The sequence below is a fragment of the Buchnera aphidicola (Stegophylla sp.) genome (genome assembly GCF_005080785.1).
Taxonomy (GTDB): Bacteria; Pseudomonadota; Gammaproteobacteria; order Enterobacterales; family Enterobacteriaceae; genus Buchnera_L; species Buchnera_L aphidicola_AQ.
On record NZ_CP032998.1, the window covers coordinates 1 to 16497 of the forward strand.

The 16497-nt window shown below is 22.4% G+C and carries 16 protein-coding genes and 1 pseudogene; 14 read left to right on the forward strand and 3 right to left on the reverse strand.

The features are described 5' to 3' along the window. Positions 1–149: 149 nt before the first annotated feature. The 9 genes from mnmG to atpC all read left to right on the forward strand — a co-directional run bounded on the left by mnmG (position 150) and on the right by atpC (position 8690). On the forward strand, positions 150–2039 hold the full coding sequence (mnmG, locus tag D9V79_RS00005) for a tRNA uridine-5-carboxymethylaminomethyl(34) synthesis enzyme MnmG (RefSeq protein WP_158351473.1): 1890 nt from the start codon (positions 150–152) through the stop codon (positions 2037–2039). Positions 2040–2177: 138 nt separating this feature from the next. Beyond that, on the forward strand, positions 2178–2996 hold the full coding sequence (gene atpB, locus D9V79_RS00010; RefSeq protein ID WP_158351475.1) for a F0F1 ATP synthase subunit A: 819 nt from the start codon (positions 2178–2180) through the stop codon (positions 2994–2996). A gap of 22 nt (positions 2997–3018) precedes the next feature. Next, positions 3019–3261, forward strand: a complete 243-nt coding sequence (gene atpE / locus D9V79_RS00015; protein WP_158351477.1) for a F0F1 ATP synthase subunit C — start codon at positions 3019–3021, stop codon at positions 3259–3261. 53 nt (positions 3262–3314) lie between these two features. Next, positions 3315–3785 (forward strand): F0F1 ATP synthase subunit B, encoded by a 471-nt coding sequence (locus tag D9V79_RS00020; protein WP_158351479.1) that lies wholly within the window; start codon positions 3315–3317, stop codon positions 3783–3785. A gap of 25 nt (positions 3786–3810) precedes the next feature. Next, positions 3811–4344, forward strand: coding sequence for an ATP synthase F1 subunit delta (atpH, locus tag D9V79_RS00025; protein ID WP_158351481.1), 534 nt, complete (start codon positions 3811–3813; stop codon positions 4342–4344). A 15-nt stretch (positions 4345–4359) separates the two neighbouring features. Further along, complete coding sequence (gene atpA / locus D9V79_RS00030) at positions 4360–5910, forward strand: F0F1 ATP synthase subunit alpha (protein WP_158351483.1); 1551 nt, start codon at positions 4360–4362, stop codon at positions 5908–5910. 33 nt (positions 5911–5943) lie between these two features. Further along, positions 5944–6828, forward strand: coding sequence for an ATP synthase F1 subunit gamma (gene atpG / locus D9V79_RS00035; protein ID WP_158351485.1), 885 nt, complete (start codon positions 5944–5946; stop codon positions 6826–6828). Between the two features lie 18 nt (positions 6829–6846). After that, positions 6847–8244: a F0F1 ATP synthase subunit beta gene (gene atpD / locus D9V79_RS00040; protein WP_158352149.1), complete on the forward strand. Its 1398-nt coding sequence runs from the start codon at positions 6847–6849 to the stop codon at positions 8242–8244. A gap of 35 nt (positions 8245–8279) precedes the next feature. After that, complete coding sequence (gene atpC / locus D9V79_RS00045) at positions 8280–8690, forward strand: ATP synthase F1 subunit epsilon (protein WP_158351487.1); 411 nt, start codon at positions 8280–8282, stop codon at positions 8688–8690. A gap of 99 nt (positions 8691–8789) precedes the next feature. On the opposite strand, the gene gyrB is transcribed toward atpC, so the two are convergent. Next, positions 8790–11201 carry a DNA topoisomerase (ATP-hydrolyzing) subunit B gene (gene gyrB / locus D9V79_RS00050; RefSeq protein ID WP_158351489.1) on the reverse strand — a complete coding sequence of 804 codons (2412 nt, stop codon included), beginning with the start codon at positions 11199–11201 and terminating at the stop codon, positions 8790–8792. A 47-nt stretch (positions 11202–11248) separates the two neighbouring features. After that, positions 11249–12355, reverse strand: a complete 1107-nt coding sequence (gene dnaN / locus D9V79_RS00055) for a DNA polymerase III subunit beta (RefSeq protein WP_158351491.1) — start codon at positions 12353–12355, stop codon at positions 11249–11251. Positions 12356–12815: 460 nt separating this feature from the next. Between dnaN and rpmH the strand changes: the two genes are divergently transcribed. Beyond that, positions 12816–12959, forward strand: coding sequence for a 50S ribosomal protein L34 (rpmH, locus tag D9V79_RS00060; protein WP_158351493.1), 144 nt, complete (start codon positions 12816–12818; stop codon positions 12957–12959). Next, the gene (gene rnpA / locus D9V79_RS01955; protein ID WP_158351495.1) at positions 12959–13318 is read left to right on the forward strand and encodes a ribonuclease P protein component; all 360 of its coding nucleotides are present in this window, start codon (positions 12959–12961) and stop codon (positions 13316–13318) included. The genes rpmH and rnpA overlap by 1 nt, the downstream gene beginning before the upstream one ends. A 46-nt stretch (positions 13319–13364) precedes the next feature. On the opposite strand, the gene D9V79_RS01960 is transcribed toward rnpA, so the two are convergent. Then, the gene (locus D9V79_RS01960) at positions 13365–13514 is read right to left on the reverse strand and encodes a hypothetical protein (protein WP_410051753.1); all 150 of its coding nucleotides are present in this window, start codon (positions 13512–13514) and stop codon (positions 13365–13367) included. Between D9V79_RS01960 and yidC (D9V79_RS01965) the strand changes: the two are divergent. From yidC (D9V79_RS01965) to mnmE, 3 genes and pseudogenes are all read left to right on the forward strand, one after another. Continuing rightward, positions 13447–14457, forward strand: a pseudogene (yidC, locus tag D9V79_RS01965) (membrane protein insertase YidC); the annotation flags it as partial. The gene D9V79_RS01960 and the pseudogene yidC (D9V79_RS01965) overlap by 68 nt on opposite strands. 9 nt (positions 14458–14466) lie before the next feature. After that, positions 14467–15030, forward strand: coding sequence for a membrane protein insertase YidC (yidC, locus tag D9V79_RS01970; protein ID WP_410051754.1), 564 nt, complete (start codon positions 14467–14469; stop codon positions 15028–15030). Between the two features lie 71 nt (positions 15031–15101). Next, complete coding sequence (gene mnmE, locus D9V79_RS00075; protein WP_158351500.1) at positions 15102–16475, forward strand: tRNA uridine-5-carboxymethylaminomethyl(34) synthesis GTPase MnmE; 1374 nt, start codon at positions 15102–15104, stop codon at positions 16473–16475. The last annotated feature ends 22 nt before the right edge of the window (positions 16476–16497 follow it).

Below are 16497 nucleotides of genomic sequence, written 5' to 3' on the forward strand. Positions count from 1 at the left end.
TTTTTAATCATTTATTATAATTATATTACGATTTATATCGTAATATTCAAATAGTTATATTGTTAATTACTTACAACACAATTGTCATAATATATAAACAATTTTAATATATTTTATAATATAATATATAAAAATTTAAGGATATTAACATGTATTGTTACAATAATTATTTTGATGTTGTTATTATTGGAGGAGGCCATGCAGGTACTGAAGCAGCATTAACTACATCACGTATGGGTTATAAAACAATATTATTAACACAAAAAATTAAAAACTTAGGTTGTTTATCATGTAATCCTGCGATTGGAGGAATTGGAAAAAGTCATTTAGTAAAAGAAATTGATGCATTAGGTGGTATTATGGCTACTGCTGCAGACCATTGTGGAATTCAATTTCGTACATTAAATTTATCTAAAGGTCCTGCAGTTCGTTCTATGCGAGTACAAATTGATAGAATGTTATATCAAAAATTTATTACTAATAAATTATTACATCAAAAAAAATTAATTATATTAGAAGAAGAAGCCAATGACTTAATTATTAAAAATAATCATATTATAGGAGTAAAAACACAAAATAAATCTCAATTTTATACAAAATCAGTGATTTTAACAACTGGAACTTTTTTAGGAGGAAAAATTTTTTTAGGCTCAGAAAGTTATATTGGTGGTCGTATTGGTGATCAATCATCTATTAATTTAGCACGTAAATTACGAGAATTACCATTAAAAATCAACAGGTTAAAAACTGGTACACCTCCCAGAATAGATATACGTACTATTGATTTTCATGAACTATTAGAACAGAAAGGTGATATACCTGAACCAATATTTTCTTTTATTGGTAATATATCACAGCATCCTCGTCAAATATCTTGTTATATTACTCATACCAATGAACATACACACGATATTATTCGTAAAAATATTCAAAAAAGTTCTATATATTCTGGTTTAATTCAAAGTACAGGTCCTCGATATTGTCCTTCCATTGAAGATAAAATTATTCGTTTCCCCAATCGAAAAAAACATCAGATTTTTATAGAACCAGAAGGATTATCATGTATTGAAGCTTATCCTAATGGTATTTCAACTAGTTTACCCATTCAAATACAACAAAAACTTATTGCGTCTATTAAAGGATTTAAATATGCAAAAATTCTTAGACCAGGATATGCTGTAGAATATGATTTTTTTGATCCAAGAGGTTTAAAACCTACTTTAGAAAGTAAATTTATTAATGGATTATTTTTTGCTGGTCAAATTAATGGCACTACTGGTTATGAAGAAGCAGCCGCTCAAGGTTTATTAGCAGGATTAAATGCTGGCTTATATATATCTGGACAAAATGGATGGTATCCTACAAGAGATCAAGCTTATTTGGGTGTTTTAGTTGATGATTTATGTACTAAAGGTATAAAAGAACCATATCGTATGTTTACAGCTAGATCTGAATATCGATTACTTTTACGTGAAGATAATGCTGATTTAAGATTAACAAAAATTGCTTTTAATTTTGGATTAATTAATCAAAAAAGATGGAATATATATAACAAGAAGATAGAAGATATTAAAAAAGAGAAGACACGTTTAAAAAATATAATAATTTATCCTAATTCTAAAAATGCATCAGAACTCAATAATATTTTTAATATAGTATTAAAAAAAGAAATAACTGGAAAAGAATTATTAAAAAGACCAGAAATAACATTTCAAAATTTATATAAATCTAATATTTTATATAATAAAAAAAATAATATTCATGCTTTTAATGAGGTAGTTATACAAATTAAATATCATGGTTATATTTTACGTCAAAAAAAAGAAATTATAAAACATATAAAATATGAAAATACTTTTTTACCATTGAATTTAAATTATAACAATATTATTGGACTATCACGTGAAGTAGCTATGAAATTAAATGTTTATAAACCTTTTTCTATTGGACAAGCAATACGAATTGAAGGTATGACGCCAGCGGCAATATCTATTTTATTAATTTATTTACAGAAACACGTTTCCAGTGTACATAGATAATTGTATACTTTATTCGATAACATATTATTTTTATTGTATATTATCAATATTTATGTATTATATATTATATACGAAATAATCTTATAATTTTATTATATATTAAGTATTATATATTTTGATTAATTCAGGTATTACCTTATGATTTTAGAAAAAATATTTAATTCTGAAAATTATATTAGTCATCATTTACATCATTTACAAATTGATTTACGTACTTTAAAATTAGTTAATATTCATTATACTCCAAATACATTTTGGGTATTAAATTTTGATTCAATACTTTTTTCACTTATTTTAGGAATAATATTTTTATTATTTTTCTATAATATATCTTATTTTTCGTCTGTTTATAAACCAAAAAAATTACAAATTTTTACTGAACTTATAATAAATTTTATAAATAAAAATGTTCAAGATATGTATTCTAGAAACAGTATATTAATTGCTCCTTTATCTATGACAATTTTTATTTGGATTTTTTTAATGAATTTTATGGATTTAATTCCAATAGATTTTATACCATATTTGTTAAAAATATTCTTTGGCATACCCAATTTTAAAATTGTTCCATCTGCTGATATTAATATTACTATTTCTATATCTATAATAGTTTTTATTTTAATTATTTTTTATAATTTAAAAATTAAAGGTACTATTGGTTTTATAAAAGAATTAACTTTCAATCCTTTTAATCATATAATATTTTTTATTTTAAACTTTATACTTGAAATAATATCATTATTATCTAAACCAATTTCACTATCACTACGATTATTTGGTAATATGTATGCTGGAGAAATGGTATTTATTTTAATTTCTGGATTATTACCATGGTGGGCACAATGGGTATTAAGTGTTCCGTGGGCTATTTTTCATATTTTAGTTATTTTATTACAATCATTTATTTTTATGGTTTTAACCATTGTATATTTATCAATGGCTTCTAAAAAACATTAAATATATTTAATAAGGAATATTTATGGAAAGTATAAATACAGACATACTCTATTTTGCTGCTTCTATTATGATTGGATTAGCCGCTATTGGAGCATCAATTGGTATCGGTATTTTGGGGGGGAAATTTTTAGAAGGTGCAGCTAGACAACCTGATTTAATTCCTATACTACGTACACAGTTTTTTATAGTTATGGGTTTAGTTGATGCTATACCAATGATTGCAGTAGGATTATCATTATATATAATTTTTTCTTTTTCCGGATAATATAAAATTTATAACATATTTAGAAACATATATTTTCGTTAAGGTAAACAATCATGGATTTAAATGCAACTATTATCGGACAATCGATTTCATTCATATTATTTATTTTGTTTTGTATGAAATTTATTTGGCCAAAAATCATGAATACTATTGCAATACGAGAACAAGAAATTATTCAATCATTATCAAACATAAAAAAATCTAAAAAAGATTTGGAGTTATTACAAAAAAAAAAAAATAATATAATTTATCAAACTCAACAAGAAGCTCATTCAATTATCAAACAAGCTAATTACACTAAATTAGTCATTTTAGAAGAGGCAAAATTACAAGCAGAAAAAGAAAAAAAAAAAATTTTGTTACAAATGAATAATGAAATTACTATTCAAAAAGAACAAGCAAAACATGAATTAATTAATCAAATTAGTTTTTTAGCAATTCAAATAGCAGAAAAAATTATTAAATCTTCCGCTAATGAAAAAAACAATATTCATTTAATTAACCAATTAATTAAAAAATTATAATTATTATATGTGGGAGAAATAATTTGTGTTTAAAGATATAAAAATTGCTCGTCTTTATGCGAAAGCAATATTTGATTTTGCAATACAAAATAAATCTCTAAAAATTTGGAAAGAAAAAATAAAATTATTTTTAAATATTTGTGAATGTCAAGAAATGAAAGAGTTTATTTGCGATATTTATCCATCTCATATTATATTAAAAATTTTTCTCATTATTTATAATCAAAATATAGATACATATTCTAAAAATTTAATTAAATTACTAATAATTAATAAAAGATTAAAAATATTAAAGAATATTTTTATATATTTTATACAATTTTATAATGATTATTATAACATCATTAACATTGAAATTATAACACCATTTCAACTTCATAACAATAAAATACAATATATTCAAAAACAATTAACAAAAAAAATAAATAAAACAATTGTTTTAACATTAAAAAAAAACCAATCCATATTAAATGGAATAATTTTAAAATCTAATAATATTGTCGCTGATATCTGTAGTATGAATTATTTAAATCAATTATCTAATTATTTATTATCTTAAAGAGAAAAATAATCAATGCAATTAAATTCTATTGAAATTAGTGAAATTATTAAACAACGTATTTCTACATTTAATATATTAACAAAAATAAATCATGAAGGTATAATTATTTCTGTGAATGATGGAATTATACGGATTTATGGTATTACAAACGTTATGTTTGGAGAAATGATATTAATAACAGATAATCAATATGCGTTAGCATTAAACTTAGAAAGAGATTCGATTAGTGCAGTAGTCATGGGATCATATTTAAATATAGTTGAAGGTATGCGTGTATATTCTACAGGACGTATTCTTGAAATACCTGTAGGATCAAATTTATTAGGACGTGTTGTTAATACTCTTGGAAAACCTATTGATGGAAAAGGAAAAATTATTAGTAATAAATTTTTACCTATTGATCAAGAAGCTCCTGGAGTTATAGAACGACAATCTATTTCTGAACCCATACATACTGGTTATAAAGCTATCGATGCCATGATACCTATTGGAAAAGGACAACGAGAATTAATTATTGGAGATCGTCAGACAGGAAAAACAACTATTGCAATTGATACAATTATTAATCAAAAAAATTCTGGTGTATTTTGTATTTATGTTGCAATAGGTCAAAAACAATCAACAATATTAAATGTAGTTAAAAAAATTGAAGAGCATGATGCATTATCGAATACTATTATAGTAGTTGCTTCTGCTTCTGAATCACCAGTCATGCAATATTTAGCTCCATATTCTGGATGTACTATGGGTGAATATTTTCGAGATCTAGGAGAAAATGCTTTAATTGTATATGATGATTTATCAAAACATGCTATTTCATACCGTCAAATCTCATTATTACTTAAACGACCTCCTGGAAGAGAAGCATTTCCTGGAGATATATTTTATTTACATTCAAGATTATTAGAACGAGCTGCTCGTATTAATTCTTTAAGTGTTTATACACGAAGTCAAGGAAAAATTAAAGATAAGACAGGATCATTAACAGCTTTACCTATTATTGAAACACAAATGGGAGATGTATCTTCATTCATACCTACTAATGTGATTTCAATTACTGATGGTCAAATTTTTTTAGAATCTAATTTATTTAATATTGGTATTAGACCCGCTATAAATCCTGGAATATCTGTTTCACGTGTTGGTAGTGCCGCACAAACAAAAATTATTAAAAAACTATCTGGAAAAATTAGAACTGCTTTAGCACAATATCGTGAATTAGAATCATTTTCACAATTTTCTTCTGATTTAGATGATAATACTCGAAAACAATTAGATTATGGACAAAAAATTACTGAAATTTTAAAACAAAAACAAAATAATCCTTTATCAATTGCGGAACAAGCAATTATTTTATTTACGATAGAATATGAATTTATTAATAATATTGATATAAAGAAAATTTTTAATTTTGAAACATTAATATTAAAATATTTTCATAAAAAATATTCTAAACTTATTAAAATAATCAATACTACTGGCCAATACGATAAAAAGATACAAGATCAATTAAAAAAAAATATTACAAAATTTTTTAAAAAATATAATGAAATAAAATTATAATATTTCAATTTTTATGAATTAAACAGGTATTAAATGATTAGTATAAAAAATTTAAAAATTAAAATAAATAGTATATCAAATACTCAAAAAATAACACGTACTATGGAAATGATTGCTATTTCTAAAATGAAAAAATTAAAAAAAGAATTATTATTTATTCAGCCATATTCAAAAGTTATTAATACAATTATGGAACATGTAGCGCAAAGCAATATTAAATATAAGCATTTTTTTTTTCAATCTAAAAAAATAATAAAAAATATTGGTATTATAATTATTTCTACAAATAAAGGATTATGTGGTAATTTGAATGCTAATATTTTTAAAATGGTGAATAAAATAATAAAAAAAAATTCATATTCTCATATTCAATATCATTTATATATTATAGGTTTAAAAGGATTGTTGTTCTTTCAGCGTTTAAAATTTCCAAATATAGTAAAAATATTAGAATTAACTGATAATATTAAAAAATCAAAAATAAAAAATTTTGTAAAAAATATTTTAAAAAAATGTAAAAAAAATAAAATTGATAAATTATTTATTATTAGTAATAAATTTAATAATGAAATTTCACATACATTAAATTATCAACAATTATTTCCTTACAATACGATAAAAAAAACACAAAATATTTTATATAAAAATTATTGGGATTATTTATATGAACCAAAATATACATGTGTTATAAAAGTATTGTTAAATAAATATATTACATTTCAAATATTTCAATATCTTTTATCTAATATAGTTAGTGAACAATCCGCACGAATGTTAGCTATGAAAACTGCATCTGATAATAGCAATAATATCATTAAAGAATTACAAGTGAATTATAACAAAAAACGTCAATTTAATATTACTCAAGAACTAATTGAAATTATTTCAGGAGCATCCATGATTTCAGAAAATTCATAAATAAATTAGGAAATGAATATGACAACTGGAAAAATTATTCAAATTATTGGTGCTATAGTAGATGTTGAATTTTCACAAAAATACATTCCAAAAATATATCATGCTTTGGAAGTGAAAAATCATCAAGAAAAAATAATTTTAGAAGTACAACAACAATTAGGATCCGGTATTGTTCGTACTATTGTTATGGGATCATCCCATGGTTTAAAACGAGGATTATCAGTAATTAATTTAGGACATTATATTAAAACTCCTGTAGGTAAATCGACATTAGGAAGAATTATTAATGTATTAGGTCAACCTATTGATATGAAAGGTCCTATAAAAAATGATAATGGAAAAGATATAGAATATTGGGAAATTCATAGAGAAGCACCAAAATATGAAGAACAATCAAGTTCAAAAGAAATTTTAGAAACTGGAATTAAAGTAATTGATTTAATATGTCCTTTTATAAAAGGAGGAAAAGTAGGGCTATTTGGAGGAGCAGGAGTTGGAAAAACAGTTAACATGATGGAACTAATTCGTAATATTGCTATAAAACATTCAGGATATTCAGTTTTTACAGGCGTGGGTGAAAGAATCCGGGAAGGAAATGACTTTTACAATGAAATGCATGCTTCAAATGTTTTAGATAAAGTATCTTTAATATATGGTCAAATGAATGAACCACCAGGTAATAGATTAAGAGTAGCTTTTACAGGTTTAACAATAGCAGAGAAATTTCGAGATGAAGGCCGTGATGTATTATTATTTATTGATAATATATATCGATACATATTAGCTGGAACAGAAGTTTCGGCTTTGCTTGGTCGTATGCCTTCAGCAGTAGGGTATCAACCAACATTATCTGAAGAAATGGGAATACTACAAGAACGTATTACGTCAACGAAAAAAGGTTCTATTACATCAATACAAGCTGTTTATGTACCTGCAGATGATTTAACAGATCCCGCTCCAGCAACAACATTTGCACATTTAGATGCTACTATTACATTGAGTCGTCATATTGCATCCTTAGGTATTTACCCAGCAGTAGATCCTTTAAATTCTACTAGTCGTCAATTAGATATAGATTTAATTGGTCAAGAACATTATGATACAGCTCGAAATGTACAATCTATTTTACAACGATATCAAGAATTAAAAGATATTATCGCAATCTTAGGAATGGATGAATTATCTGAAAATGATAAACTATTAGTTTCACGTGCTAGGAAAATACAAAAATTTTTATCTCAACCATTTTTTGTTGCTGAAATATTTACAGGATTTCCAGGTAAATATGTTACGCTTAAAGATAATATTCGAGGTTTTAAAGGTATTATAGAAGGAGAATTTGACCATATATCAGAACAATATTTTTATATGGTTGGATCAATAGAAGACGTAATAAAAAATCAAAAAAAATTGTAAAAATTAAATATATTGTAAAACATATATAGGTAAATATGAATTGTTATTTAAATGTAGTTAATATGAAAAATTACTTATTTTCAGGATATATTAAAAAAATTCATCTTACAAGTACTATCGGAGAACTAAATATTTATTCTGGTCATACTCCATTATTAGCCACCATTCAATATGGACCATTAACTATTGTAACAAAAGAAGAAAAAAAAATATATGTTTATCTTTCCCAAGGTATTTTAGAAGTACAACCAAATATTATTAATATATTATCCGAACAAGCTATTTTAGGATCTCAATTGAACAAAAAAAAAATATTAAAAAAAAAAAAAATTATAGAAAAAAATCTTGTGATGTGTAATTCATATCAAAAAAATATTGATTTAAAAACAAAATTAAAAAAAAATATATTAAAATTAAAAACAATTAATATAATGAATGCAAAATAATATTAAAATATATTTTATATTAGGCGGGTAAAATTATAAAAATCATAAATTACACCCTGCCGATATAAATCAAGGTTATAATATAAAATATATTTCGATTTAAATATCAATATTTTTTACTTTCAAAGCATTTTGTTCGATAAAATTTCTCCTTGGTTCTACTAAATCACTCATTAAAGTATGAAACATTTTGTGTGTTGAAACAACATCTTTAATAGTTACTTGTAATATATTTCTAGTTTGTGGATTCATAGTAGTTTGCCATAATTGTTTAGGATTCATTTCCCCTAAACCTTTATAACGTTGTATATGTATTTCTTTTTGTGATTCGCGTAATAACCATTTCAAAGTAGATTGTAAATCTTGTATAGGTATTTTTTTATTTTCTTTTAAAAGGTAATCATTTTGATTAATTAAATTATTCCATTCTATTTGAATTTTTTTAATTTCATAATATTCACGGCTATGTAATAATGTTTCTTTCAAATAATATATAGATTTTTTTTTATTTAATTTATCATATTTTAATATAATTGGTTCAAATATTTGTCGTGTTAGATCTTCTTTAATGGTTCCAGAATATTGAATATAATTTGATTTTTCATTTAAAAAAATAATTATGTTATTTAACCAATTGTATACACTTTTTTTATTATTTATTTTTTTTAAAATTGATTGATTCATTAATGCATATATAATTTTATTAGAAAAATTATATGTATTTTGTTTTAAAAAATTTTGTATTTTTTGATATCTTAAAATAATATTTTTAAATTTATAAGAATTTATTTTTTGTTGATGTATATTATTATGAATTAATGTAATTTTTTCTAAAGCTATTTGTAATTGTACTTGATACATTTCTTCATGATTATGAACATATATTTCTTGTTTACCGTTTTGAATTTTATACAGTGGAGGTTTTGCAATATAAATATGCCCTCGTTCAATAATTTCAGGCATGTGACGATAAAAAAAAGTTAAAAGTAATGTACGAATATGTGAACCATCAATATCTGCATCAGTCATAATAATAATACTATGATACCTCAATTTGTCAGGATTATATTCAGATTTACCTATTCCACAACCTAAAGCTGTAATAATGGTTCCTATTTCTTTAGATGAAATCATTTTTTCAAATCGTGCTTTTTCTACATTTAATATTTTTCCTTTTAATGGAAGAATTGCTTGATTTTGACGATTTCTACCTTGTTTTGCGGATCCTCCTGCTGAATCACCTTCAACTAAATAAATTTCTGATAATTTTGGATTTTTTTCCTGACAATCGGATAATTTTCCAGGTAATCCAGTTAAATCCAATAATCCTTTTTTTTTACTAATTTCTCTTATTTTTTTTGAAGCTTCTCGAATTTTAGCCGCATGCATAATTTTATTAATAATAATTTTTGCATCTTGGGGGTTTTCTAAAAGAAATTCTAATAGATGTTCTGCTATAATAGATTCTATAACTGGTTTTACTTCAGAAGATACCAATTTTTCTTTTGTTTGTGAAGAAAATCGAGGATGAGGAAATTTTATTGATATAATCGAAATTAACCCTTCCCGAATATCTTCTCCAGTAGTGTGAATTTTATCTTTTTTACTATATTCTTTATTAATATAATTGTTCAATGTTCTTGTCACAGCAGTTCTAAAACTAGACAAATGTGTTCCTCCATCCTTTTGAGGAATATTATTTGTAAAACAATAAATATTTTCTGAAAATGAATTATTCCATCGCATAACAATTTCTACGGAAATATTATTTTTAATAGTATTGCAATATATCATTTGAGGATGAATAGAAGTTTTATTTTTACTTAATAATTTAATGAATGCTTTTATTCCACCTTTATAATGATATTTTTCATATAAATTGCTCGAAAGATCTTTTATAGAAATATTAATTTTAGGATTTAAAAAAGATAATTCTTGTAATCTTTTAGAAAGTATATCAAACTTAAAATCTACATTATGTGTAAAAATTTGATAACTAGGCCAAAAACGAATTTTGGTTCCCGTTTTTTTCGTTTTACCAATAATATTTAAAGAACTAATAGATTTTCCATTTGAATAAATTTGTTGATATATTTTCTGATCACGATATATTGTTAATTGCAATTTTTCTGATAATGCATTCACTACAGAAAGACCAACTCCATGCAAACCACCAGATATTTTATATGTATTACTATCAAATTTACTTCCAGAATGTAACATAGTTAAAATTACTTCTGCAGCTGATATTTTTTCTTCATTATGTTCATCAACGGGAATACCTCGTCCATCATCTTGTACAGATACAGAGTGATCAGAATGAATAGTTACTTGAATTTTTTTACAATATCCAGACAAAGCTTCATCAATAGCGTTATCTACTATTTCAAATACCATATGATGTAATCCACTACCATCATCTGTATTCCCAATATACATACCTGGTCGTTTTCGGACTGCGTCTAATCCTTTTAAAATTTTGATACTAGATGAATTATAAACATTAAACATTAATTTTCCTTAAATATATTCTATTTATATATATTAATAAATTAATTCTATAGTATTAATGGCATAATAATATAAATAGAGTAAAATTCTTGATTATCTTTAATATAAATACCAGACATAGAATGATTTAATAATATTGTAATAAAATCATTCTTAACAACATTAATAACTTCTAATATATAATGAATATTCATTGTTAATTCTATTCTTGGGCCAAAATAATTTATTAATAATTCTTCTTTTACTTGTTCATCTTGTTCATTACATGCAATTACAATACATTTTTCAGAACTAATTTGTAACGTTACACCAGGAAATTTGTTATGCGTAAGAATAGACGCACGATTTAATGATTGTTTTAATTCCATACGATTAATTTGTATTTTTGTATCAAAATTTTTTATTAACAAACTTTTATAATCTGGAAAATTATTATCAATTAATTTACTTGAAAGTATATATTCATTTATATAAAACTGAATTATTCCACTTCCAATATTGATACTTAATGTTATATTAATATCATTTAATAATTTTGTTAATTCCATAATAGTTTTTCGAGGTATTATAATAGAATAATATAATGATGGAGAAATATCATGAATTAATATACTAGATACAGATATTCGATATCCATCAGTCGAAACTAAAAACATTTTATTTTGATTTATTTCAAAATACATTCCATTTAAATAATGTCGAACATCTTGTTTAGCCATAGAAAATTGTGTATTATAAATGATATCCTTAAATTTTTTTTGTGATATAATAATACTGTTTTTAAATTTTTTTTTTTTAAATTTCGGAAAATTTTTTCCTGGTAATACAGACAATAGAAAATAAATATTTTTACATATTATTTTCATATTTTTATTACATATAATAAAACAAATCTCAGAATCTATTGGAAAACTACGAACAATATGTAATATTTTTTTACTACATACACTAATACTTTCAAATTTACAAATTTTAATACAAAAAATCTGAACAATTAATTCGATCTCTAAATTGGTACTAATTAAAAATAAACAATCTTTTTTAAATTTAAATAAAACATTATTAATATTAATATTTTCATGATTTACAGATATTAAACTATTTAATTTTTGTAAAGGTTTTAATATATTATTTCTTTTTATAATAAGATTCATATTAATATAAAATAAATTAAAATTAAATTAAAATTTTTTAAATAAAATAATGATATATTAAATATAATATATCGTGTATCCACAATATAAAAAATTATAATTCATTCATGTCAAATATAACAAATCATAACATATGTAATAAATAGTTTTATAATCAATACAAAAATTATTTAAATAATTGATGATATATCAATTATTAAAAACATTATATATTTATACAAAATATATAACATGTTAATTTTGTTAAATATACAACGATACTAATAATAATAAAATATTTAAAATAATATTATATTCAAATAGTTACAATGTATATTAAAATTAATTTATTTATATAAAAATTTTTAAAACATTAAATTGCATTTAAATAGAATATATAAAAATACTATTTTATAAATAAATTATTTGTGTTATTTTTATAATAAAAAAAATATTTTCAAACAATAATAGGCAAAATTTTATGAAACGTACTTTTCAACCTTCACGTTTAAAACGAAATCGTGTACATGGTTTTCGAATACGTATGAAAACAAAAAACGGTCGTCATATTTTATCACGTCGTAGAAAAAAATTACGTACTCGATTAACTGTTTCTTCTGAATAATGAAACTATGTCATAAATTATTATTTCCAAGAAAGTTACGCTTATTAAATACTTATGATTTTAATTATGTTTTTCAAAAATCAAATCAAATTACACATTGGGAAATAATCATATGTAATCGTTATAACCGATATGATTTTCCCAGAATGGGAATAATTATATCTAAAAAATTTTCCAAATATTCTTACCAACGAAATCACATTAAAAGAATTATTAAAGAACATTTTCGATTTCAACAACACTATTTATTACCGTTAGATTTTATTATAATAATAAAATCAAACATTATTTTTTATTACAAACAAAATTTGCAAACAATAATGAAATATTTATGGTTTCGTTATTATAAATATATTTAATATTTTCAAAAATTATTAAACATTTTGTCGTCTAAAAAATAAATTATTAATATTTATATACTTTAAATGTGTTATAATAAATAATTAAATATAAGAGAAACATCATGAATTTCTTACAACGCAATTTTTTAATTTTTTTATTCTTATTATTTTTATTTTTAGTTTGGAAAGGATTATATGTTAAGATACATAATATACAATTAAAAAAAAATATATTGTCTCATAATATAAACAATATACCCAATCAAGAACAAAAAAAAGAAAAAAAAAAAAATATTTATGTTAAAACAGATGTTATAGATTTAATAATTAATTTAAATAATGGAAATATAAAAAAAATTAAGTTATTGGATTATCAAAAAAAAATAAATTCCTTTAAAAAAATAAAAATATTACACAAACAGTATTTTGATTCATGTGTGCAAAACGAATTATTTCAAAATTATTCTCCATATCATTTAAATATTACAAATGATTTGAATTATATATCTAATCGTATTTATTATAAATTAGTAAATGGACAAAAAACATTATATGTACCTCTTCAATGTATGTTAAAAAATGGAGTATTTTTGTTAAAAACTTTTATTTTTAAAGCGCATTCATATGATGTTGATATTAAATATAAAATTATTAACTTTGGTCAATTATTATTGAAGTTTTCTATTATAGGAGAATTACAATATAATTCAAATTTTCAGTTAAATAATGATCATTTAAATAATAAAATACAATCTATTGAATCTTTTGAAAATATAGCATATTCTTATGATTATCAAAAATATAGTAGATATTCATTTCATGATATTAAAAATAATAAAGATTTATATTTATTATCTAAGTCTGGTTGGATTTCAACATTTCAAAAATATTTTTCAATTTCTTGGATTTTTTATACTCATGAAAAAAATATTATTTATACATATTATGATCATCATCATCATAAAGAAACTGTTGGATATCAATCTCCAAATATTGATATTTTATCTGGAGAAAAATATATTATTCAAAATACTTTGTGGATTGGACCAAAAATACAAGATAAAATGTCATATGTTGCACCTTATTTAAATTATACAGTTGATTATGGTTGGTTATGGTTTTTATCGCAACCATTTTTTTACATTCTTAATACATTACATAATTTCATTAAAAATTGGGGATATGCTATTATGCTCATGACAATTTTAATTCGAGCAATAATATATCCATTAACAAAATCACAATATTCATCAATGATAAAAATGAAAGTTTTAGAACCTAAAATACAATATTTACAGAAAAAATTTCAAAATGATAAAACTCAATTAAGTCAAGAAATATTAAATTTATATAAAAATAAATCTATTAATCCATTGGGAAATGTTTTTTCTATATTAATACAAATGCCATTTTTTTTAGCACTTTATTATACGTTATCTAATTCAGTAGAATTAAGACATACTTCTATGTTTTGGATTCATGATTTATCTGATAAAGATCCATTATATATTTTGCCTATTTTTATGGGTATAACTATGTTTTTAATTCAAAATACTACACCTAATAATAAAATGAATTTTACTAATATTAATAAAACACATTTTATTTCATTAATATTTATATTATTCTTTTTATGGTTTCCTTCTGGTTTAGTATTATATTATATTATGAGTAATATAATAACTATAATACAACAAATTATAATGAATAAATATTATATAAAAAAATAATAAATATCAATAATGTATGTACTAACTATAATACAATAATAAATAAATAGTTAAATATATAAGTATAATATATGGTTTTTCATGATACTATAGTAGCACAATCTACGCCTTACGGACGATCTGGTGTAGGAATATTAAAGATATCAGGTTCAAAATCAAAAGATATTGCATATAAAATATTAAAAAAAATACCTCGTGAAAGATACGCACAATATTTACCTTTTTTTGATGATACAAATACAATTATAGATAAAGGTATTGCACTATGGTTTTCTGCACCTAATTCGTATACAGGAGAAGACATATTAGAATTACAAGGACATGGTAATCCAATAATTTTAGAATTATTAATTAAAACAATTACCAATATTGATCATGTACGATTAGCTAATCCAGGAGAATTTTCACAACGTGCTTTCTTAAATGGTAAAATAGATTTAATTCAAGCTGAATCTATTATGGATTTAATTCATGCTAATTCTGAAGCAAGTGTAAAATCTTCTTTAAGATCATTAGAAGGATTATTTTCAAAAAAAATTAATACATTAATACAAAATGTTACTAAATTACGAGTTCTCATTGAAACAATAATTAATTTTCCCGAAAATAATATTTATATATCTGAAAAAAAAATTAATAAACAATTAAATAACATCGTAAAGTATATCAATATTATTAACAATATCGCTTCTTCCGGAAATATTTTAAAAGAAGGTATAAAAATTGTTATTATTGGAGAACCTAATTCAGGAAAATCTAGTATATTTAATGCATTATTACTAAATAATGTAGCAATAGTAACAGATATCAAAGGTACTACGCGTGATTTAATACATGAAAATATTGATATTGGCGGTATTCTTTTTCAAATTACAGATACTGCAGGTATACGACCAACAAATAATAAAATAGAAATATTAGGTATTAATAAAACTTGGGAACAAATAAAATTATCTGACCATATTTTATATGTTTTAGATAGCACAATTGATTTCGAAAAATCATATCAAAAATTTTTAAATCTTATTTCTAAATTTCCTAATAAAACCAGAATAACAATATTGTTTAATAAAATAGATTTATTAAATAAAAAATTGTTTATGAAAAAACACTATCAAATTAAACAATCAAAAATTTATCTTTCTGCTAAAACTGGAGAAGGAATGGAATTATTAAAACAACATCTGCAAGAACAAGCTATAGATCCAAATATTTATTATTATGCTGAACCAATATTTTCAGCACGATATCGTCATTTAAAAATTTTAAAAAAAATCAAAAAAAGAATTCAAAATTGTAAAATAACATGGAAACAATTGAATAATATTGAATTATTAGCAGATGATTTAAGAATAATCCAAAATTATTTTAACCAAATTACAGGTTGTGTAACATCAGAGAAAATTTTAAATTCCATTTTTTCAAATTTTTGTATTGGGAAATAAAATAAATTTATATTATATTAAT